Genomic DNA, 19,270 nt, shown 5'->3' with positions numbered 1-19,270 from the left:
GTGCGTCCGGGTCAGGAGGCGGGCGACCCGGTCAGGGGACGCGCAGCTCCACCGTCGCCGTCGCCTGGCTGCCGTCGTGCAGGAGCCGGGCGGCGGCAGCGCCCTCCGCGGCGAGGCTCCGCCAGGTCTCGCCGAGCCACTGCTCGGCGTCGTACTGCGTCGTGAAGACGGGGCTCACCGGCGAGGCGAGCGCGCGCCCCTCGGCGTCGTCGAGCTCCCAGACCCACTGCGGCCGGATCATCGTGCCTCCTTCGCGTCGGCGCCCCGCACGTGCGCGCCGGGCTCGGGGTGCCGCGCGAGCGAGCGGTTGATCCGCGCCGCCCACAGCGGTCCCTGGTAGAGGAACCCGGTGTACCCCTGCACGAGGTCCGCGCCCGCGTGCAGGTAGTCGCGCGCGTCGTGCGCGGTGGTGATCCCCCCGACGCCGATGATCGCGCGCTGCGGCCCGAGCCGCTCGCGCAGGCGCGCGACGACGGCCAGGCCCCGCGCGCGGACGGGCGGGCCCGAGAGGCCGCCTGGCCCGCGGTCGTGCCCGATCGTCGTGTTCACGGCGACGACGCCGTCGAGGTCGAGCTCGTCCACGAGGTCGGCGACGGCGTCGACGTCCTCGTCCGCGAGGTCCGGGGCGATCTTGACGAGCAGCGGCACCCGGCCGACGCCCGCGTCCGCCGTGGCCGCGTCGGCCGCCTCGCGCACGGCCACGAGGATCGGCCGCAGCGACTCGACCTCCTGGAGGTCGCGCAGGCCCGGGGTGTTCGGCGACGACACGTTCACCACGAGGTAGTCCGCGTACGGCGCGAGCAGGCCCGCGCTCGTCGCGTAGTCCGCGGCCGCCTCCTCGGCGGGCGTGACCTTCGTCTTGCCGATGTTCGCCCCGACGAGCACGGCACGCCCGCCCCGCGTCGAGCGCAGGGCCGCGAGCCGGCGCGCGGCCGCCGCGGCGCCCTCGTTGTTGAACCCCATGCGGTTGCGCACGCCCTGGACGTCGAGCTCGCGCCACAGGCGCGGCCGCTCGTTGCCGGGCTGGGCGTGCGCCGTCACGGTGCCGATCTCGACGAACGCGAAGCCGAGCATCGTCAGCCCGCGCACCGCCCGGGCGTCCTTGTCGAAGCCGCCCGCGAGCCCGAACGGCGCCGGGAAGACCTTGCCGAGCACCTCGACGCTCCCCCGGCCCCCCGCCGCGCGGCCCAGGTAGGGCGCGAGCGCCCCCTGGACGACGTCGCGCAGCACGGGCACGCGCCCGGCGAACCCGATGAGGTCGAACGCCACGTGGTGCGCCCGCTCGGGGTCCATCCGGCGGAACACGGTGTCGAAGAGGAGGCCGTAGAGGAGCGGTCGGCGGCGGGTCATGCGGCGTCCTCCGGGGCGTCGGTGGCGGGGGTGGTGGGGGGCGGGGTGGTCGCGCCGGGCGCGGCGGGCCGGGTGCGCCAGAGCCACCAGAGCCCGACGAACGGCAGCACGAGCGGGACGTAGCCGTAGCCCTGGCCGAAGCCCGACCAGACGGTCGCGCGCGGGAAGGCCTCGGGGTCGGCGAGCGAGAACGCGCCGACGGTCAGGACGCCGACGAGCTCGACGCCCACGGCGAGCCACGCGACGCGGCGCGCGACGCGGCCGCCCCGCGCGAGGGCGATCGTCGCGACGACGTAGACCGCCGCCGCGAGCGCCGACAGCGCGTAGGCGAGCGGCGCCTCGTGCCAGTCGCGCAGGAGCTGGACCCCCGCACGGGCGGTCGCGGCGAGCGCGAAGATCCCGTAGACGGCGACGAGCACCCGGCCGAAGCCGCCGTTGGTGCGGCGCTGCCCCGACCGTGGGTCCGGGCGACCGCCCGCTGCGGGCGTCGCCGCCGGGTCCGCCCCGTCGGGGGCGGCAGGTGCGCTCATGGCGTGGGCCTCCAGGTCAGGCGTTCCAGATCTGCCACAGCCGCCACTCGAGGAACGCGACCGTGAGCGCGGCGACCGCGAGCACGACGGAGCTCCAGCGCGAGCGCTCCGCGAACGCCCACAGCGCGGCGACGGGCAGGATGACGAGTGCGGTCACGAGGTAGCCCCACAGCAGGACCGGGTCGGTGGGCGCCGTCCCGGTCGCGCCGAGCACGCCGAGCACGACCGCCTGCACGAGGATCAGCCCCTCGATCACCGCGGCGCCCCACAGCTGGCGCAGGATCACCGCGCGGTCGCGCGCGACGAACACGACCGCCCAGGCGGCGAGCGCGACGCACGCCGCGACCACGAGGAGCAGGAGGGGGAGGACCACGCCGCCGAGCGTACCGGGGGCGGTGGGCGCCGCGGGAATCGTCCACAGGCCCGGCGGACCCCGCGGGCGGCCGGGGATAGCATCGCGGGGTGGCTGAACTGACCGTCTCCAGCAAGAATCCCGCCGGTGCCAAGGTCGACGCGCTCGTCGTCGGCACCCACACGACGTCCGACGGCGTCGCGATCGTCGGGGGCGACCTGCCCCGTCCGGTGGTCGCCGCCCTCGAGGACCTCGCACCCGCGCTCGGCATCACGGGCGCCGCCGACGAGGTCCGCAAGGTCCCCGCCGGTCCCGACCTCAAGGCGGGCGTGCTCGTGCTCGTGGGCCTCGGCGCCCGTCGGGCCGACGGCACGTTCGGCGCCGAGGCGCTGCGCCGTGCGGCAGGGGCCGCGCTGCGCGCGCTCGCCGGCACCGCGTCGGTCGCCGTCGCGCTGCCCGTCGAGGACGACGCGCAGCTCGCCGCCGTCGCCGAGGGCGCGCTCCTGGGCACGTACACGTTCGCGCGCTACCGCACGGGCGAGGCCGCGACGTCGGCCGGGAGCCGTCCGCCCGCGACCGTCGAGATCCTCGCGGCGAACGCGCGCAGCGCCGCCGCGAAGGCCGCGGTCGAGCGCGCGACCGTCGTCGCCGCCGCCGTCAACGCGACGCGCGACCTCGTCAACGCGGCACCGAACGACCTGTACCCGGCCGCGTTCGCCGACGTCGCGAAGCAGGCCGTCAAGGAGTCCGGCGCCAAGGGCCTCAAGGTCACCGTGCTCGACGACAAGGCGCTCGCCGCGGGCGGGTACGGCGGCCTGGTCGGCGTGGGCCAGGGCTCGGCGCGCGGGCCGCGCCTCGTCAAGGTCGCCTACACGCCGTCGCGCCCTGCGGCGAAGGTCGCGCTCGTCGGCAAGGGCATCACGTTCGACTCGGGCGGCATCTCCATCAAGCCCGCGAAGGGCATGGAGGCGATGAAGTCCGACATGGCCGGCGCTGCCGCGGTGCTCCAGACCGTCGTCGCCGCCGCGCGCCTGGGCCTGCCCGTGGCGGTCACGGGCTGGCTGTGCCTGGCGGAGAACATGCCGTCCGGCACCGCGCAGCGCCCGTCCGACGTCATCACGATCCGGGGCGGCAAGACGGTCGAGGTGCTCAACACCGACGCCGAGGGCCGCCTCGTCATGGCCGACGGCCTCGTCGCGGCGGTCGAGGAGAAGCCCGACGTCGTGCTCGACGTCGCGACGCTCACCGGCGCCCAGATGGTCGCGCTCGGCAACCGCGTCTCGGCGGTCATGGGCGCCGACGACGTGCGCGCGGAGGTCGTCGCGGCGGCCGACGCCGCGGGCGAGCAGTTCTGGCCGATGCCGCTGCCCGAGGAGCTGGGCGCGTCGCTGAAGTCGAAGGTCGCGGACCTCGCCAACATCGGCGACCGGTTCGGCGGGATGCTCGTCGCCGGGCTGTTCCTCCAGGAGTTCGTCGGCGAGACCCCGTGGGCCCACCTCGACATCGCCGGCCCCGCGTTCAACGAGGGCTCCGCGCACGGGTACACGCCGGTCGGCGGCACGGGCGTCGCCGTCCGCACCCTGCTGGGCCTGGTCGAGGGCCGCGCCCGCCGCTGACCCAGCCCCGCCGAGCAGGTGGTCCTGGTCCGTCCGGTCGCTCCGACGGACCAGGACCGCCTGCTCGCCCGGCGGACAGCCCCTCAGGAGCTCCTGCGCTGGCGCGAGTTCCAGTCCCGCATGCGCTGCGGGTACCCGGTGAAGCGGACGTTGTAGACGGGCACGCCCAGCGAGCCGGCGACGTCGAACGCCGTCTTCTCGTCCGGGACGCGCCGTCGCGTCCACTCCCCCGTCGTCGCGATGAGCAGGAGCGTCGCGCCCGTGTCCGGCGTGGGCGGCTCGACGTACGCCTCGACGCCCACGCGCGTGCGCACGAACTCCTGCAGGTGCGCGAGCGTCGCGCGGCGGGCGTCCGACGGCGCGGCCGCGGCGCCGCCCGGCGACGAGGTCGTCGCGGGACGGCGGGAGAACAGGCTGGACAGCTTGGGCAGCCGGGGCACAGCGGCAGGGTACAGCGTGACCCTGGTCATACGGTGGGCACGCTGTCTCCATCGTCACAGCCGTACGGCCCAGGTTTCGATTGGGGAGCCCGTCCCCGAGGTGCCAAGATGGCTCCCGGAGAACGTTCACGCACCGTGGGTCAGCGGTTCCCGTCCGGCCCGCCGTCGTGCCGTGGACGCCCGCTCTCGCTCTCCCCTCGCTGAAGGAGTCGCACGTGGCCGAACCCGGCACACCATTCGACGTCGTCGTCCTGGGCGGAGGCAGCGCCGGCTACGCCACCGCGCTGCGTGCCGCCCAGCTCGGTCTCGACGTCGCGCTCGTCGAGTCGGGCCGGCTCGGCGGCACCTGCCTGCACAACGGGTGCATCCCCACCAAGGCGCTGCTCCACGCGGCCGAGCTCGCCGACGGCGCCCGCGAGGGCGCGAAGTTCGGCGTGCGCAGCACGCTCGAGGGCATCGACATGGCAGGGGTCAACGCGTACAAGGACGGCGTCGTCGCCGGCCTGTACAAGGGCCTCCAGGGACTCGTCTCCTCGCGCGGCATCACGTACGTCGAGGGCCACGGGCGCCTCGTGTCGCAGGACACGGTCGAGGTCGACGGCACCCGCTACACCGGCCGCCACGTCGTGCTCGCCACCGGCTCGTACGCCCGGTCGCTGCCCGGTCTCGAGATCGGGGGCCGGGTCGTCACGTCCGACCAGGCGCTGCGGCTCGACCGCGTGCCGAAGTCGGTCGTCGTGCTCGGCGGCGGCGTCATCGGCGTCGAGTTCGCGAGCGTGTGGAAGTCGTTCGGCGCCGACGTCCAGATCGTCGAGGCGCTGCCCCACCTCGTGCCGAACGAGGACGTGGCGCTGTCGAAGGCGCTCGAGCGCGCGTTCCGCAAGCGGGGCATCGCGTTCTCGCTCGGCGACCGGTTCGCCGGCGTCAAGGAGACCGACTCCGGGGTCACCGTGGCCCTCGAGTCCGGCAAGACGTTCGAGGCCGAGCTGCTGCTCGTCGCCGTCGGGCGCGGCCCGCGCACCGCGGACCTCGGGTTCGAGGAGCAGGGCCTCACGCTCGACCGCGGCTTCGTGATCGTCGACGAGCGCCTGCACACGGGCGTCGGCAACATCTGGGCCGCGGGCGACATCGTCCCCGGCCTCCAGCTCGCCCACCGCGGCTTCGCGCAGGGCATCTTCCTCGCGGAGCAGATCGCGGGCCTCGACCCGACGCCGATCGTCGAGTCGTCCATCCCCCGGGTCACGTACTGCGAGCCAGAGGTCGCGTCCGTCGGCGTCACCGAGGCCGACGCCGCCGAGACGTGGGGGGCCGACCAGGTCGAGTCCCTCGAGTACAACCTCGCCGGCAACGGCAAGAGCAAGATCCTCGGGACGAGCGGCTTCGTCAAGCTCGTGCGCCGCAAGGACGGTCCCGTCGTCGGCGTGCACATGATCGGCGCCCGCGTCGGCGAGCTCGTCGGCGAGGGCCAGCTGATCGTGGGCTGGGAGGCGTACCCCGAGGACGTCGCCGCCCTGGTCCATGCCCACCCCACCCAGAACGAGGCACTCGGAGAGGCGCACCTGGCCCTGGCCGGCAAGCCTCTGCACGCCCACAACTGACCCCAACGATCGAAGGAGACCAGGCAGGTCATGTCTGAGAACGTGCAGATGCCGGCCCTCGGCGAGTCCGTCACCGAAGGCACCGTCACCCGTTGGCTCAAGTCGGTCGGCGACACCGTCGCCGTCGACGAGCCGCTGCTCGAGGTCTCGACCGACAAGGTCGACACCGAGATCCCGTCGCCCGTCGCGGGCACGCTCGAGCAGATCCTCGTCCAGGAGGACGAGACCGTCGAGGTCGGCGCGAACCTCGCCGTGATCGGCGACGGCTCGGGCGGTGGCGGCTCCGCGCCGGCCCCCGCCGAGGCCGAGACCGAGGCTCCGGCCCCGCAGGCCGCGCCGGAGCCGGAGCAGCCGGCCGCCCAGGAGGCGCCCGCCGCCCCCGCGCCCGCCGAGCAGCCCGCGCCGTCCGGCGACTCCGCCGGTGGCGGTGAGGAGATCAAGCTCCCGGCGCTCGGCGAGTCCGTCACCGAGGGCACCGTCACGCGGTGGCTCAAGTCGGTCGGCGACACCGTCGAGGTCGACGAGCCGCTGCTCGAGGTCTCGACCGACAAGGTCGACACCGAGGTCCCGTCGCCCGTCGCGGGCACCGTCCAGCAGATCCTCGTCCAGGAGGACGAGACGGTCGAGGTCGGCGCCGTGCTCGCGATCGTCGGCTCCGGTGCCGCCCCGGCCGCGGCCCCCGCCGCTCCGGCCGAGCAGCCCGCGCAGGAGGCGCCGAAGCAGGAGGCTCCGAAGCAGGAGGCTCCGAAGCAGGAGGCTCCGAAGCAGGAGGAGGCGCCGACCGAGGCGCGCACCCCGGCGAGCGAGGCGGACGTCCCCGCGCAGGCCGCGCAGGAGGAGACGCCCGCCCCCGCGACGAGCGCCCCCGCTCCGGCAGCCGAGAAGCCGGCCGCGCCGTCGGCTCCTGGCGCGACCCCGGCCCCGGCCGCCAAGGCCGGCGGCACGTACCTCACGCCGCTCGTGCGCAAGCTCGCCGCGGACAAGGGCGTCGACCTCTCGTCCCTCACGGGCACGGGCGTCGGCGGCCGCATCCGCAAGGAGGACGTGCTCGAGGCAGCCCGCAAGGCCGAGGAGGCCAAGGCGGCGCCCGCCGCTGCCGCACCGGCGGCTCCCGCGGCCGGTGGCGCCCCGAAGAAGGCGTCGGTCCCGGCGGTCTCCCCGCTGCGCGGCACGACCGAGAAGACGAGCCGCCTGCGCAAGCTGGTCGCGAGCCGCATGGTCGAGGCGCTGAGCACGCAGGCCCAGCTCACGACGGCGGTCGAGGTCGACGTCACGCGCGTCGCCGCCCTGCGCAACCGCGCCAAGGCGGACTTCAAGGCACGCGAGGGCGCGAACCTCACGTTCCTGCCGTTCTTCACGCTCGCCGCGGTCGAGGCGCTCAAGGCCTACCCGAAGCTCAACGCGACCTTCGCCGAGGACGAGATCACCTACCACGGCCAGGAGAACGTGGGCATCGCGGTCGACACCGAGCGCGGCCTCGTCGTCCCCGTCATCAAGGACGCGGGCGACCTCAACCTCGCCGGCATCGCGCGCAAGATCGCCGACCTCGGCGCCCGCACGCGTGCCAACAAGGTCGGTCCGGACGAGCTCGCGGGCGCGACGTTCACGATCACGAACACCGGCTCGGGCGGCGCCGTCTTCGACACGCCGATCGTCCCGGTCGGTCAGGTCGCGATCCTCGGCACGGGCACGATCACGAAGCGCCCCGTCGTCGTGACGGACGTCGACGGGAACGACACGATCGGCATCCGCTCGACGTGCTTCATCTTCCTGTCCTACGACCACCGCTTGGTCGACGGTGCGGACGCCGCGCGCTTCCTCACCACCATCAAGAACCGCATCGAGGAGGGCGCGTTCGAGGCCGAGGTCGGCCTCTGACGGACCCGCTCCGCGGTACCCGCCGCGGACGGCGCCGGCCTGCTCCGGCGCGACGCTGACGAGGGCCCCGACCGCACGCCGGTCGGGGCCCTCGCTCGTCCCTCCGTCCCGGCCGCGGATCCGTCGCGCGGACCGTGCCGAGTCCGCCGCAGACCCGTAGCGTGTCCCCCATGGACATCGTCGTGGCGGGCTCGCACGGGCTCATCGGCACCGAGCTGCTCGAACGTCTGCGCGCGGACGGTCATCACGTGCGCCGCCTCGTGCGCCGCGCACCGCAGACCTCGGACGAGCACGAGTGGGACCCCGACTCCGGCCGGCTGGACCCGGGCGTGCTCGCGGGGGCGGACGCCGTCGTCAACCTCGCCGGAGCGGGCATCGGCGACCACCGCTGGACGACGGCGTACAAGCGGACGCTCGTCACGTCCCGCACGCGCACCACCGGGCTGCTCGCCCGGACGATCGCCGGCCTCGACTCGCCGCCGCCGGTCTGGCTCCAGGGCTCCGCCATCGGGTACTACGGCGACCGGGGCTCCCAGGTGCTCACGGAGACGTCCGCGTCGGGAGACGGCTTCCTCGCGCGGCTGGTCCGCGAGTGGGAGGCCGCGACCGCTCCCGCCGAGCAGGCAGGGGTCCGCGTCGTGCACGCCCGCACCGGCATCGTCCTCTCCCCCGACGGCGGCGCGCTCGGCCGGCTGCTGCCCCTCCTGCGGCTCGGCGTGGGCGGGCGCCTCGGCCCCGGGACGCAGTACTGGAGCTGGATCACGCTGCGCGACGAGGTCGCCGCGCTGCAGCACCTCCTCACCGCGCCCGTGCACGGCCCCGTCAACCTGTCCGCCCCGCACCCGGCGACCAACGCCGAGATCACCCGGGCGCTCGCGCGGGCGCTGCACCGTCCTGCCGTGCTCGCGGTGCCGTCGTTCGCCCTGCACGTCGCGCTCGGCGAGCTCGCGTCCGACATCCTCGGCTCCCAGCGCGCCCTGCCCACCGTGCTCGAGGCGAGCGGGTTCACGTGGTCCGACCCCATCCTGGAGGACGCCGCGCGCGAGGTCGTCGAGAGCCGCTGACCGGCGGTCCTCACAGCCGGGCCTCCCCGCGGACGGCACCCGGCGCGCTTGACGACGGCTCGCCCTGCGGCACGGGCGAGGTCATCGCGCCTCGGCGACGCGCCACCCCGCGTCGGTCCACCGCAGCACCAGGACGGCCGTGGTCCGCGGCGTGGCGGGCACCGCCACCTCGCCCGCGGCCGTGCGCTGGTGGTGGGCCGACACCGTGTAGTCCACGGCCACCGTCGCGACCTCGTCCCCGTGCCCCTCGTCGGCATCCGGCCGCCGGGGCTCGACGTGCCGGGCGTCGAAGACCTCGGCCCGTGCCCCGACCACGTCGACGCCGTCGAGCGCGGCGAGCAGCTCGGCGTCGCGGGCCTCCGCGGCCGAATCGGCGACCACCACCGCGGACAGCTCCCCCGCACCGTCCGCGAGCAGCTCCAGCCGCCGCGCCGTGAGGGTGCGCGCCGCACCGAGCGGGTCGGCCCGGTCGAGCGTGGGGTCGGTCGCCGGATCCGCGGCCGACGCCGTGCGGGTGGTCGCGGGACCGTCGTCGCGCACGGGCGAGGACCACGGCGTGCCGACCGCGAGCGCGACGACCACCGCCACGACGAGCACCGCGCCGCCGAGGAGGGCCGTCGTCGTGCGGCCGGACCACGGGAGTCGCCGCCGGTCCGGCCGGCGGGCGTGCGCACCGGCCCTCGCCCCGCGCCCGAGGCCGGACAGCGGCGCCCCGCGCCGCGGGCGCTCCGGGATCGCGCGCACCCCACGACGGCCGGGCGCCGCGGCCACGTCGTCGCGGGCCGCTCGCCGCCCCGGCACCGCCGGGCGGGGAGCTCGCCGACCCGCCAGGGCGCCGGCGACGAGCCGCGCGGGGTCCGGCATGACGATCGGCTGCGGCTCGACCGCGTCGTAGCAGCGCGCGGCGAACGTCCCGACGGCGGGACGGGCGGCCGGGTCGTCGCGGAGCGCGACGGCGAGCTCCGCGTGCAGCGCGGCGAGGGCCCGCGCCTCGTCGGGGTCGGGCGGCGCCGCGTGCGCGGGGTGGCTCGACGCGGGCGGAGGGACGAGACCGAGGACCGTGCGGGCGAGGTCGCGGACGTCGTCGGCGCTCGACGCCGTCGTGGGCGCCAGCGGCGGGCGCAGCACCGTCCGGCCGTCCGGGGCGACGACGACCGACGCGGCGTCCAGGACGCCGTGGCTGCGACCCTCGCGGTGGAGCGCCGTCAGCGCCTGGGCGACCGGGACGAGGACCGTCACCGCCTCCCCCGCGCGGAGCGGCTCGCGCGCGGCGGCGAGCTCGTCGAGGCGCAGCCCGCCGACGTGGTCGACGAGGACGGCGAGCGACGAACCGTCCGCCGCCACGACGCCGCGCACCGCCGCGAGGTGCTCGTGCTCCCCGCCGAGCCCGCGCAGGTGCTCGACGAGCGCGGCCCGCGCCCCCGGGTCCGCGGGCGCCGCGAGCAGCGCGACCTCGCACACCGTCCCGGCGGCGTCGCGGGCGACCACCCCGCCGACCGCGCCCGGCTCCCGCCGCAGCGACCACCCCGCCGCGGCGAGCGCCGGCCCGAGGTCGGCGACGGACGGCCCGGGCGGGCGCGGGCGGCGGGACGACGACGGCATGCCCCCATCCCACCGCACGACACGCCCGCGCGAGCCGTCGTCCACAGGACGAGTCTGCCCCGGGCCAGTTCCGGGGACGCGCGCCGTCACACGTCGAGCAGGCGACCCTCCCGCGCGCTGCGGCGCGCGGCGTCGAGCACCTCGGCCGTGCGGACGGCGTCGCGCGGGTCGACCGGCACGGGGCCGTCGTCGAGCAGCCATGCGGCGACCGCGCGGTAGAAGTCCGCGTGCCCGCCGGGGGCCTGCGGCACGGGCTCGCGCTCGCGACCGCGCGTGACCCAGCCGAGGGTGCCCGCGGGCGCGGCGTCGTCGAACACCTCGAAGGGCGACGCGTCGTTCTCGAACGTCGTGACGACGTACGCCCCGCCCGTGCCGAGCACGCGCGTGCGCGGGCCGGGCGCACCGACGACGGACCCCGCCCACAGGCGGCTCACGACGGCGTTCCCGTCGGCGTCCGGGGCGTGGTGGAGCACGAGGAACACGTCGTCCTCGGTGGGGGTCGTGTGCGAGCGGAGCTCGGCCCACACCCCGGTGACGGGGCCGAAGAGCTGGGTGGCGGAGTCGACGAGGTGCGGGCCGAGGTCGAGGAGCAGGCCGCCTCCGACGAGGTCGTTCTCCTTCCAGCGCTGCTGCGGCACGGGACGCCAGCGCTCCCAGCGGCGCTCGAACGTGTGGACCCGGCCGAGGTCGCCGCGGCCGAGCACGGACCGCAGCGTCAGCTGCTCCGGGTCCCACCGGCGGTTCTGGAAGACGGTGAGCGGGGTCCCCGCCTCCTCCGCGGCGTCGACGACGGCGCGCGACGCCGTGGCGCCCAGGGCGAGCGGCTTGTCCACCACGACGGGGACGCCCGCGCGCACGAGCGCCGTCGCGTGGTCCGCGTGGAGCGCGGACGGGCTGGCCACGACGACGACGTCGTAGGCCGCGCGGTCGGCGAGGAGGGCCTCGACGTCGTCGTGCAGGTGCACGCCGGGCCAGTCCTCAGTGGCGGCGGCGCGTCGCACCGGCGAGCGCACGACGACGGCCGCGACGGTGTGCCCGGCCTCGCGCACGAGACGTGCGTGGATGCCGCGGCCGGCCCCTCCGTACCCGACGATCCCGACCCTGAGCGTGCGTGCGGCGGTGTCCATGCCGACCAATCTAGCGGCGTCGTGGCCGGACGCCCGGGGGTGCACGGGGCACGTCGGCGCGGGCCGGAGCACTCCGGGCGACCTGGCAGAATGTGCGCGTTGGTCCGATATGGAGCGCTGCGTACCGTCTCGCGGGGGTCGGGCCGAGATTCGGTTTCGGGAAGGTCGACCCTTGAGCACCACGAGCCGCCAGGTCCCTCGTCGGAGCGTCCTGCGCTACGTCCTCATCGCCCTGGCGATCGCGATCGTCGTCGCGAACGTCATCAACCAGCGGTCCGTCGCGGCGGACACCGACCCGGAGCCGGTCGCCGGGAGCGCGCTCGAGGCCCTCGCGGGCCTCGAGGTCAAGGGCCCCGGGCCGGACACCGGCTACGAGCGCGCGCTGTTCGGCCCGGCGTGGGCCGACGTCGACGGCAACGGGTGCGACACCCGCAACGACATCCTCGCGCGCGACCTCACGGACCTGACCTTCTCGACGCGCGGCGACGTCTGCGAGGTCCGCACCGGGACCTTCGACGACCCGTACACGGGCGAGACGATCGACTTCCGCCGCGGCAACGCGACGAGCGCGGCGGTCCAGATCGACCACGTCGTGCCGCTGCTCGACGCGTGGCGCAAGGGCGCTCGCGCCTGGGACGACGAGACGCGTCGGCAGTTCGCGAACGACCCCCTCAACCTGCTCGCGTCCGACGGCCCGGCGAACCAGTCGAAGGGCGCGCGCGACGCGTCGGCGTGGCTGCCCCCGAACCACGCGTTCCGGTGCCCGTACGTCGCCCGGCAGATCGCCGTGAAGGCGGCCTACGAGCTCTCGGTCACGCCGTCGGAGTCGGAGGCGATGGCGCGCGTGCTGTCGGACTGCCCCGCCGAGCCGCTCCCGGCGGGCTGAGCAGGCTCCCCCGGACCGCGGTCCAGACGCCCGAGGGCGCTCGGCCACCAGGCGCGACGCCCGACGTCGTGCACGAGGGCGGGCACGAGGAGCGACCGCACCACGAGGGTGTCGACGAGGACGCCGAACGCGACGATGAACGCGAGCTGGGCGAGGAAGAGCAGCGGGATGATCCCGAGCGCGGCGAACGTGGCCGCGAGCACGACGCCCGCCGACGTGATGACCGACCCCGTGACCGCGAGGCCGCGCAGCACGCCGCGCCGCGTCCCGACGCGCAGGCTCTCCTCGCGCACCCGGGTCATGAGGAAGATCGAGTAGTCCACGCCGAGCGCGACGAGGAAGCAGAACGCGTAGAGCGGGACGGCCGGGTCCGCGCCGGGGAAGTCGAGCACGTGGTTGAAGACGAGCGCGGCGACGCCGAGCGCGGCCCCGAACGACAGCACGTTCGCGAGCATGAGCAGGACGGGCGCGAGCACGGACCGCAGCAGCAGGATGAGGATCAGCAGGATCACGACCAGCACGACCGGCACGATGACCCGCAGGTCGCGCTGACCGGCGAGCTGGGTGTCCAGTCGCTCGGCCGCGGCCCCGCCGACGACGGCCTCGGGCGAGACCTCGTGCACGGCGTCGCGCAGCGCCGAGACCGTCTGCACGGCCTCCTGGCTGTCGGACGGCGCCTCGGTGGTGACGTCGACGCGCACCTGCCCGTCGACGACGAGCGGGTCGCCCTGGGCGGGCGCACCGGGGGCGACGGCGGGCTGGTCCGTGACGGGCGTCGCCGCGGCGACGCCGTCCGTGCCCTCGGCCGCCGTGACGACGGCGTCGAGGTCCGCCTCGGGGGCGATGACGGTCGCCGGCTGCGCGGACACGCCCTCGAAGTGCGCGGTGAGCGCCTCCTCGCCCGCGACCGAGTCGACGTCCGCGAGGAACACCTCCGAGTCGCCGGTCCCCTCGGCGTCGAGGGTCGGCACGAACGCCGCGCACGCCGCCAGCACGAGCGCCGTGACGATCCACACGCGCCGGTCGTGGCGTCCAACGAAGCTCGCGACGCGCGACCACACGCCGTGCCCGTCGATGCTGACGCGGTCCTCGCTCTCGGGCGACGCCTCGGCCGCCGCGGCCTCGTGGGCCGCGTGGTCGGCGTCGTAGCGCGGCATGCGCGGCCAGAACAGCGCGCGGGACCGCTGCCCTGCGACGAGCAGGAGGGCGGGCAGGAGCGTGAGCGCGGCGACGAACGCGGCGGCGATGCCGATCGCGGCGACCGGGCCGAGGCTGCGGTTGGACGACAGGTCGGACAGGAGCAGGCAGAGCAGGCCCGCGACGACGGTGCCGGCGCTCGCGGCGATCGGCTCGACCGAGGCCCGCACGGCACGGCGCAGCGCCGTCGTCGTCGACCGGACGAGACGCAGCTCCTCCCGGTAGCGCGCCACGACGAGCAACGAGTAGTCGACCGCGGCCCCGACGACGAGGATCGAGAGGATGCCCTGCGACTGGCCGTTGAGCGTCAGCACGTCCGCCGCCGCGAGCTCGTAGACGACGAGACCGGCGAGGGTCAGCGCGAGCACGGCCGTGAGGATGACGATGAACGGCAGGATGGGCGACCGGTAGACGACCGCGAGGATGACGAGCACCGCGCCGAGCGCGACGAGCAGCAGGACGGTGTCGATCCCGCCGAACGCGGTGACGAGGTCGGCGACGAAGCCGGCGGGGCCGGTGACCCACACGTCGAGCGACGTGCCGGCGAGGCCCCCGTCGGCCGCGTCCGCGGCGGCGAGGTCGCGCAGCGCGCCGACGGCGAGCTCGCTCACGCTGCTCTCGTCCGCCCCGATGCGGTCGGACGCGACGGACGCGTCGAGCGAGACGACGACGAGCGCCGCCTCCCCGTCCTCGGACGGCACCACGACCGGGTCGGCGATCGAGACGTCGCCCACGGTTGCGGGCTCGTCGCCCGAGGTCCCCTCGAGCGGTGCCCCGGGCACGGCCTGCGCGTAGGCGTCGAGCGCCGCGAGGTCGTCGGGCGTGAGCGCGCTCCCGTCACCGGTCGTCGCGACGACGAGCGCGGGCAGCGTCTCGGAGTCGGTGAACTCCTGCGCGACCTCGGCAGCGCGCGTCGACTCGGCGCTCGCCGGCAGGAACGCCGCGGCATCGTTGGTCTGCACGCTGCTCAGGCGACCCTGCGCCTGGCCGCCCAGTGCGCCGATGGCCATCCAGAGACCGATGACTGCGACAATGATCAGTCCGCGGAGGAACCCGCCCGTCCGATTGCTCAGCATGCTGAGGAATGGTGCCATGGTGGAAGGAGGAATGCACGTTGGAGCTTGCACCGAGGGATCGCACCGGGCCGCACGTCGACCCGGACGTCGGCGACCCCACCCCCAGAGACCCGCAGGAATGGGCCACCGGCCGCCTCCTCTTCGCCGTCGCGCGCCGGATCGAGCGGGAGTGGAACGCGCACCTCGGGCAGTGGGACCTCAACCACGCCGGCTTCCCCGTCCTCATGCACCTGCTCGCCGGGCCACGGTCCCAGCGCGTCCTCGCGGACGAGTCGGGCGTCACGGAGCAGACCATGAGCCGGATCGTCGCGCGGCTGGAGCGGGCCGGCTACGTGACGCGCACCGGCGACCCCACCGACCGCCGCCGTCGGGCCGTGGCCATCACGGACGCAGGGCGCGCGGCCGGGTTCGCCGCGGCGCGCCGCCGCCCCGCCGAGGACCTCGCGGCGCGCGGACTCGACGACGACCAGGTCGCCGCGCTGCGCGGTGCGCTCCTCACGCTCCTCGAGACCCTCCCGCGCTCACCCGGCGACGAGCGTTAGCCTGGCCCGATGGACCTGCTCGCGCTGCCGGGGATCACGGACTACCACGAGGCCTGGGACCTGCAGCGCGCGGTGCACGACGACGTCGTCGCGGGCACGCGGCCGGACACCCTGATCCTCGTCGAGCACCCGGACGTCTACACGGCCGGGCGTCGCACGAACCGCTCGGACCGGCCCGACGACGGCACGCCCGTCGTGGACGTCGACCGCGGCGGCAAGATCACCTGGCACGGCCCGGGCCAGCAGGTCGTCTACCCGATCGTCCGGCTCGCCGAGCCCGTGGACGTCGTCGCATACGTCCGGGCGCTCGAGGACGCCGTGATGGCGGTCTGCACCCGCCTCGGGCTCGCGACGATGCGCGTCGAGGGCCGCAGCGGGGTCTGGGTCGCGGCCGACGCGACCCGTCGCGAGCGCAAGGTCTGCGCGATCGGCGTGCGCGTCGCGCGCGGCGTGACGATGCACGGGCTGGCGCTCAACTGCGTCCCGGACCTGTCGCGGTTCGAGCGGATCGTCCCGTGCGGCATCGAGGACGCCGACGTGACGTCCCTCACGGCCGAGCTCGGGCGCGAGGTGACGCTCGCCGAGGTCGCGCCGCTCCTCGTCGACGCGCTCGGGACGGCGCTCGTCCCGCTGCTCGCCGCAGACGCCGCGGACACCCCTCCGGCCGCGCTCGCGGGATAGGCTGGAGGCTCCAGGGAATCCTCGCGCGCCGGAGTACGGGTGGGTCGGCGCGCGGTAGGACGTACCCCGAGGACCTGGACCGCATGACCACCACCCCCGCGCGCGCGACGTCGCGCCCCCGTACCCCCGCACCTCCCCCGCCCGGCGGCGCTCCCGTCCGCACGAGCTACGCCCGGCTCCCCCAGCTCGCGGGCCGCGCGTTCCTCCCCGTCGCGTTCCTCGCGCGCCTGCCGTTCTCCATGCTGACCATCGGGACGTTGCTGCTCGTGTCGTCGACGACGTCGTCGGTCGCGCTCGGCGGCCTCGCCTCCGCCGCGACGGCGCTCGGGACGGCACTCGGCGGCCCGACCCAGGGCGCGCTCGCCGACCGCGTCGGCCAACGCCGGGTCCTGCTCGTGTGCGTGCCGGTCGCGACCGTCGCCGTGCTGGCGCTCGTCCTCTCGGCGTCCGCGCCCGGCGCCACGGCCGCGGTGCTGCTCGCCGCGGCGGCGACGGGCGCGAGCGCTCCCCAGGTCGGTCCGCTGGCCCGCGTGCGCTGGCTGCGTCTCGCGGCCGACGAGCCCCGCACCGTCGAGGCGGCGATGAGCTACGAGAGCACGGCCGACGAGGTGAGCTTCGTCCTGGGGCCCGCCCTCGTGGGCGTCCTCGCATCAGCAGGCTCGCCCCAGGTCGCGGTGCTCGCCGCGGCCGGCGGCATCGCCGTGTTCGGCGCCGCGTTCGCGCTCCACCCCACGGCGCGCGCGACCACGCCGCACGGCCACGGCCCGCACGCCGCGACGTCCGGCGCGGCGGACGGCGGGACGGCCGCGCTGGTGCGTCGCGAGGCGGTCGTGCTCGTCGGGATGCTCGCGATGGGCCTGCTGTTCGGCGGGACCCAGGCCGCGCTCACCGCGCTCACGCGCGACGCGGGCGTGCCCGGCAGCGCGGGGCTCGTGTACGCCGTCATGGGCGTGGGCTCCGCGATCACCGCGCTCTCCGTGGTCGCCCTGCCCCGGCGCTGGGGGCTGCGCAGCCGCTGGAACACGTTCGCGGCAGGGCTCCTGGTGGGCACCGCCGGTCTCGTGCTCGCGGCCGCGGGCGGCTCGTTGACCGCGGTCGTCGTCGCCGTGGCGGCGACCGGCCTGTTCGTCGGGCCGGTCATGGTCACGGTCTTCACGGTCGCCGGCGAGCGCGCGCCGGCCGGGCGCACGGCGTCGGCCATGACCCTCGTGGCCAGCGCGAACGTCGTCGGTGTCGCGATCGGCGCGTCCGGGGGCGGCGCGCTCGCCGACACCGTGTCGACGACGAGCGCGTTCGCGCTCCCCGTCGTCGCGGCGGTCCTGCTCGTCGTGACCGGGGTGTCGCTGACGTCACGTCCACAGGGTGAGCGACGCACGGGAGACGACGAGCGCGAGCGCGTAGTCTGACCGGAGTCCGGCGTCGTACCAGGGCGCGCACCCGAACGGTGCGCCGCCCGCCCGCTTGGTGGGCGCGACGTCGGCGCTCACTCGCCACGACGACCGGGAGACACCCGTGACGATCGCACCTGAAGGACGGCGCATGCTGCGGGTCGAGGCCCGCAACGCCGCGACGCCGATCGAGAAGAAGCCCGAGTGGATCAAGACCCGCGCGACCATGGGCCCGGAGTACTCCGAGCTCAAGGGGCTCGTGAAGCGTGAGGGTCTGCACACGGTCTGCGAGGAGGCGGGCTGTCCCAACATCTTCGAGTGCTGGGAGGACCGCGAGGCGACCTTCCTCATCGGCGGCGACCAGTGCACGCGCCGGTGCGACTTCTGCCAGATCGACACGGGCAAGCCGGCCGACTTCGACGCGGACGAGCCGCGTCGCGTCGCGGAGTCCGTCCAGGCGATGGGCCTGCGCTACTCGACCATCACGGGCGTCGCGCGCGACGACCTGCCCGACGGCGGCGCCTGGCTCTACGCGGAGACCGTCCGCCAGATCCACGCGCTCAACCCGGGCACCGGCGTCGAGCTGCTCATCCCGGACTTCAACGCGATCCCCGAGCTGCTCGACGAGGTGAACGAGTCTCGGCCCGAGGTCCTCGCGCACAACCTCGAGACGGTGCCACGCATCTTCAAGCAGATCCGGCCCGGCTTCCGGTACGAGCGCTCGCTGTCCGTGCTCACGCGGGCGCGCGAGGCAGGGCTCGTCACCAAGTCGAACATCATCCTCGGCATGGGCGAGACGATCGACGAGGCGAAGGAGGCGCTGCAGGACCTGCACGACGCCGGCTGCGACCTCGTGACGATCACGCAGTACCTGCGCCCCTCGCTGCGGCACCACCCCGTGGACCGCTGGGTGAAGCCGGAGGAGTTCGTCGAGCTGTCGGACGCCGCCGAGGCCATCGGGTTCCTCGGCGTCATGTCCGGCCCGCTCGTGCGGTCGTCGTACCGCGCCGGGCGGCTCTGGGGCCAGGCCATGACGCGCCGCGGCATGGAGATCCCCGCCGCGCTCGCGCACCTCGCCGAGCCGACGACGTCCCGCCAGGAGGCCGCGAGCCTGCTGGCCCGCTCGCCCCACTAGACTGACCGGCATGGCCCGCAAGAACTCGGACAGCACCGGCGCGCCCGCCGCCGGCGAGCAGGTCGCGAAGCAGAAGAAGCCCAAGAAGCAGCGCTGGTACCACCAGGTGTGGGCCGCCTACCAGATGACCCGCAAGCAGGACCCGGCGGTCACGTGGGTCATGCTCGGCGTGTTCGTCGGCATCCTCGCCGTCGCGCTGGGCATCGGGCTGTGGTGGGGCCAGTGGGTGTACACGCTCATCGTCGGCATCCCGTTCGCGGCGCTGGGCGCGATGTTCGTCCTCACGCGCCGCGCCGAGCGCGCCGCCTACCAGCAGATCGAGGGCCAGCCCGGCGCCGCGCGCGCCGCGCTCGGCACGATCCGCCGCGGGTGGACGTTCGACGAGGAGCCCGTCGCGATCGACCCCCGCACGCAGGACCTCGTGTTCCGCGGCGTCGGGCGCGCGGGCGTCGTGCTCGTGAGCGAGGGCCCGCCGCACCGCGCGAAGCGCCTGCTCGACGCCGAGCGCAAGCGCGTCGCGCGCGTGCTGCCGAACGTGCCGGTCACCACGATCCAGGTCGGCGACGGCGAGGACCAGGTGGCGCTGCCCAAGCTCCCCCGCGCGGTCCAGAAGCTCAAGCCGACCCTCACGAAGCCCGAGACGGCGGAGGTCTCCAAGCGCCTGCGCGCGCTCGGCGTCTCGCGCCTGCCGATCCCCAAGGGGATCGACCCGACGCGGGCCCGCCCGGACCGCAAGGGCCTCAAGGGGCGCTGACGCACCCCCTGCACCACGACAGACGCCCGGTCGGCGAGGATCTTCCCTCTGCCA

General features: G+C 75.5%; 18 protein-coding genes. 10 read left to right on the top strand and 8 right to left on the bottom strand.

Annotated elements, in window-relative coordinates; genetic code table 11:
- Positions 1-31: 31 nt before the first annotated feature.
- Genes B8281_RS11270 through B8281_RS11255 form a run of 4 tightly spaced genes read right to left on the bottom strand, consistent with a single transcriptional unit; the run spans position 32 to position 2,253 of the window.
- The gene (locus tag B8281_RS11270) at positions 32-241 is read right to left on the bottom strand and encodes a hypothetical protein (RefSeq protein WP_076405433.1); all 210 of its coding nucleotides are present in this window, start codon (positions 239-241) and stop codon (positions 32-34) included.
- Positions 238-1,350 carry a quinone-dependent dihydroorotate dehydrogenase gene (locus B8281_RS11265; RefSeq protein WP_051028503.1) on the bottom strand — a complete coding sequence of 371 codons (1,113 nt, stop codon included), beginning with the start codon at positions 1,348-1,350 and terminating at the stop codon, positions 238-240. Before B8281_RS11265 ends, B8281_RS11270 begins: the two co-directional genes overlap by 4 nt.
- Positions 1,347-1,880, bottom strand: a complete 534-nt coding sequence (locus B8281_RS11260) for a hypothetical protein (protein WP_051028504.1) — start codon at positions 1,878-1,880, stop codon at positions 1,347-1,349. The genes B8281_RS11265 and B8281_RS11260 overlap by 4 nt, the downstream gene beginning before the upstream one ends.
- Before the next feature lie 16 nt (positions 1,881-1,896).
- Positions 1,897-2,253, bottom strand: coding sequence for a hypothetical protein (locus B8281_RS11255; RefSeq protein WP_034652936.1), 357 nt, complete (start codon positions 2,251-2,253; stop codon positions 1,897-1,899).
- Between the two features lie 89 nt (positions 2,254-2,342).
- On the opposite strand from B8281_RS11255, the gene B8281_RS11250 reads away from it, so the two are divergent.
- Positions 2,343-3,848 (top strand): leucyl aminopeptidase, encoded by a 1,506-nt coding sequence (locus tag B8281_RS11250; protein ID WP_034652934.1) that lies wholly within the window; start codon positions 2,343-2,345, stop codon positions 3,846-3,848.
- Positions 3,849-3,931: 83 nt separating this feature from the next.
- Here the strand turns inward: B8281_RS11250 and B8281_RS11245 are convergent, their stop codons facing one another.
- Positions 3,932-4,288: a hypothetical protein gene (locus B8281_RS11245; protein ID WP_043658675.1), complete on the bottom strand. Its 357-nt coding sequence runs from the start codon at positions 4,286-4,288 to the stop codon at positions 3,932-3,934.
- Between the two features lie 215 nt (positions 4,289-4,503).
- Between B8281_RS11245 and lpdA the strand changes: the two genes are divergently transcribed.
- The 3 genes from lpdA to B8281_RS11230 all read left to right on the top strand — a co-directional run bounded on the left by lpdA (position 4,504) and on the right by B8281_RS11230 (position 8,828).
- Positions 4,504-5,886, top strand: coding sequence for a dihydrolipoyl dehydrogenase (lpdA, locus tag B8281_RS11240; RefSeq protein ID WP_034652939.1), 1,383 nt, complete (start codon positions 4,504-4,506; stop codon positions 5,884-5,886).
- A 30-nt stretch (positions 5,887-5,916) separates the two neighbouring features.
- On the top strand, positions 5,917-7,764 hold the full coding sequence (gene sucB / locus B8281_RS11235; RefSeq protein ID WP_085387753.1) for a 2-oxoglutarate dehydrogenase, E2 component, dihydrolipoamide succinyltransferase: 1,848 nt from the start codon (positions 5,917-5,919) through the stop codon (positions 7,762-7,764).
- Between the two features lie 170 nt (positions 7,765-7,934).
- Complete coding sequence (locus B8281_RS11230; RefSeq protein ID WP_085387752.1) at positions 7,935-8,828, top strand: TIGR01777 family oxidoreductase; 894 nt, start codon at positions 7,935-7,937, stop codon at positions 8,826-8,828.
- A gap of 81 nt (positions 8,829-8,909) precedes the next feature.
- On the opposite strand, the gene B8281_RS11225 is transcribed toward B8281_RS11230, so the two are convergent.
- Positions 8,910-10,430 (bottom strand): hypothetical protein, encoded by a 1,521-nt coding sequence (locus B8281_RS11225; protein ID WP_157446618.1) that lies wholly within the window; start codon positions 10,428-10,430, stop codon positions 8,910-8,912.
- A gap of 86 nt (positions 10,431-10,516) precedes the next feature.
- Positions 10,517-11,557, bottom strand: coding sequence for a Gfo/Idh/MocA family protein (locus tag B8281_RS11220; RefSeq protein ID WP_085387750.1), 1,041 nt, complete (start codon positions 11,555-11,557; stop codon positions 10,517-10,519).
- Between the two features lie 172 nt (positions 11,558-11,729).
- On the opposite strand from B8281_RS11220, the gene B8281_RS11215 reads away from it, so the two are divergent.
- A complete protein-coding gene (locus tag B8281_RS11215) occupies positions 11,730-12,443 on the top strand; it encodes an HNH endonuclease family protein (protein ID WP_232322548.1) in 714 nt (237 codons plus the stop codon).
- Here B8281_RS11215 and B8281_RS11210 read toward each other — a convergent pair.
- Positions 12,356-14,650: an MMPL family transporter gene (locus B8281_RS11210; protein WP_369824888.1), complete on the bottom strand. Its 2,295-nt coding sequence runs from the start codon at positions 14,648-14,650 to the stop codon at positions 12,356-12,358. The genes B8281_RS11215 and B8281_RS11210 overlap by 88 nt on opposite strands.
- A 104-nt stretch (positions 14,651-14,754) precedes the next feature.
- Here B8281_RS11210 and B8281_RS11205 point away from each other — a divergent pair, with 104 nt between their 5' ends.
- The 5 genes from B8281_RS11205 (at position 14,755) to B8281_RS11185 (ending at position 19,216) form a co-directional block, all read left to right on the top strand.
- Positions 14,755-15,258, top strand: coding sequence for a MarR family winged helix-turn-helix transcriptional regulator (locus B8281_RS11205; RefSeq protein ID WP_232322546.1), 504 nt, complete (start codon positions 14,755-14,757; stop codon positions 15,256-15,258).
- 9 nt (positions 15,259-15,267) lie between these two features.
- Entirely contained in the window at positions 15,268-15,939 is a 672-nt protein-coding gene (gene lipB, locus B8281_RS11200) for a lipoyl(octanoyl) transferase LipB (protein WP_085387747.1), read from the top strand.
- An 83-nt stretch (positions 15,940-16,022) separates the two neighbouring features.
- Positions 16,023-17,345, top strand: coding sequence for an MFS transporter (locus B8281_RS11195; protein ID WP_085387746.1), 1,323 nt, complete (start codon positions 16,023-16,025; stop codon positions 17,343-17,345).
- A 106-nt stretch (positions 17,346-17,451) separates the two neighbouring features.
- Positions 17,452-18,462 (top strand): lipoyl synthase, encoded by a 1,011-nt coding sequence (lipA, locus tag B8281_RS11190; RefSeq protein ID WP_085388727.1) that lies wholly within the window; start codon positions 17,452-17,454, stop codon positions 18,460-18,462.
- Positions 18,463-18,472: 10 nt separating this feature from the next.
- Positions 18,473-19,216: a DUF4191 domain-containing protein gene (locus B8281_RS11185; RefSeq protein ID WP_021480396.1), complete on the top strand. Its 744-nt coding sequence runs from the start codon at positions 18,473-18,475 to the stop codon at positions 19,214-19,216.
- Positions 19,217-19,270: the final 54 nt, after the last annotated feature.

This window comes from Cellulosimicrobium sp. TH-20 (genome assembly GCF_002105775.1).
Lineage (GTDB): Bacteria > Actinomycetota > Actinomycetes > Actinomycetales > Cellulomonadaceae > Cellulosimicrobium > Cellulosimicrobium funkei.
This window is presented reverse-complemented; position numbering and strand designations above follow the sequence as displayed.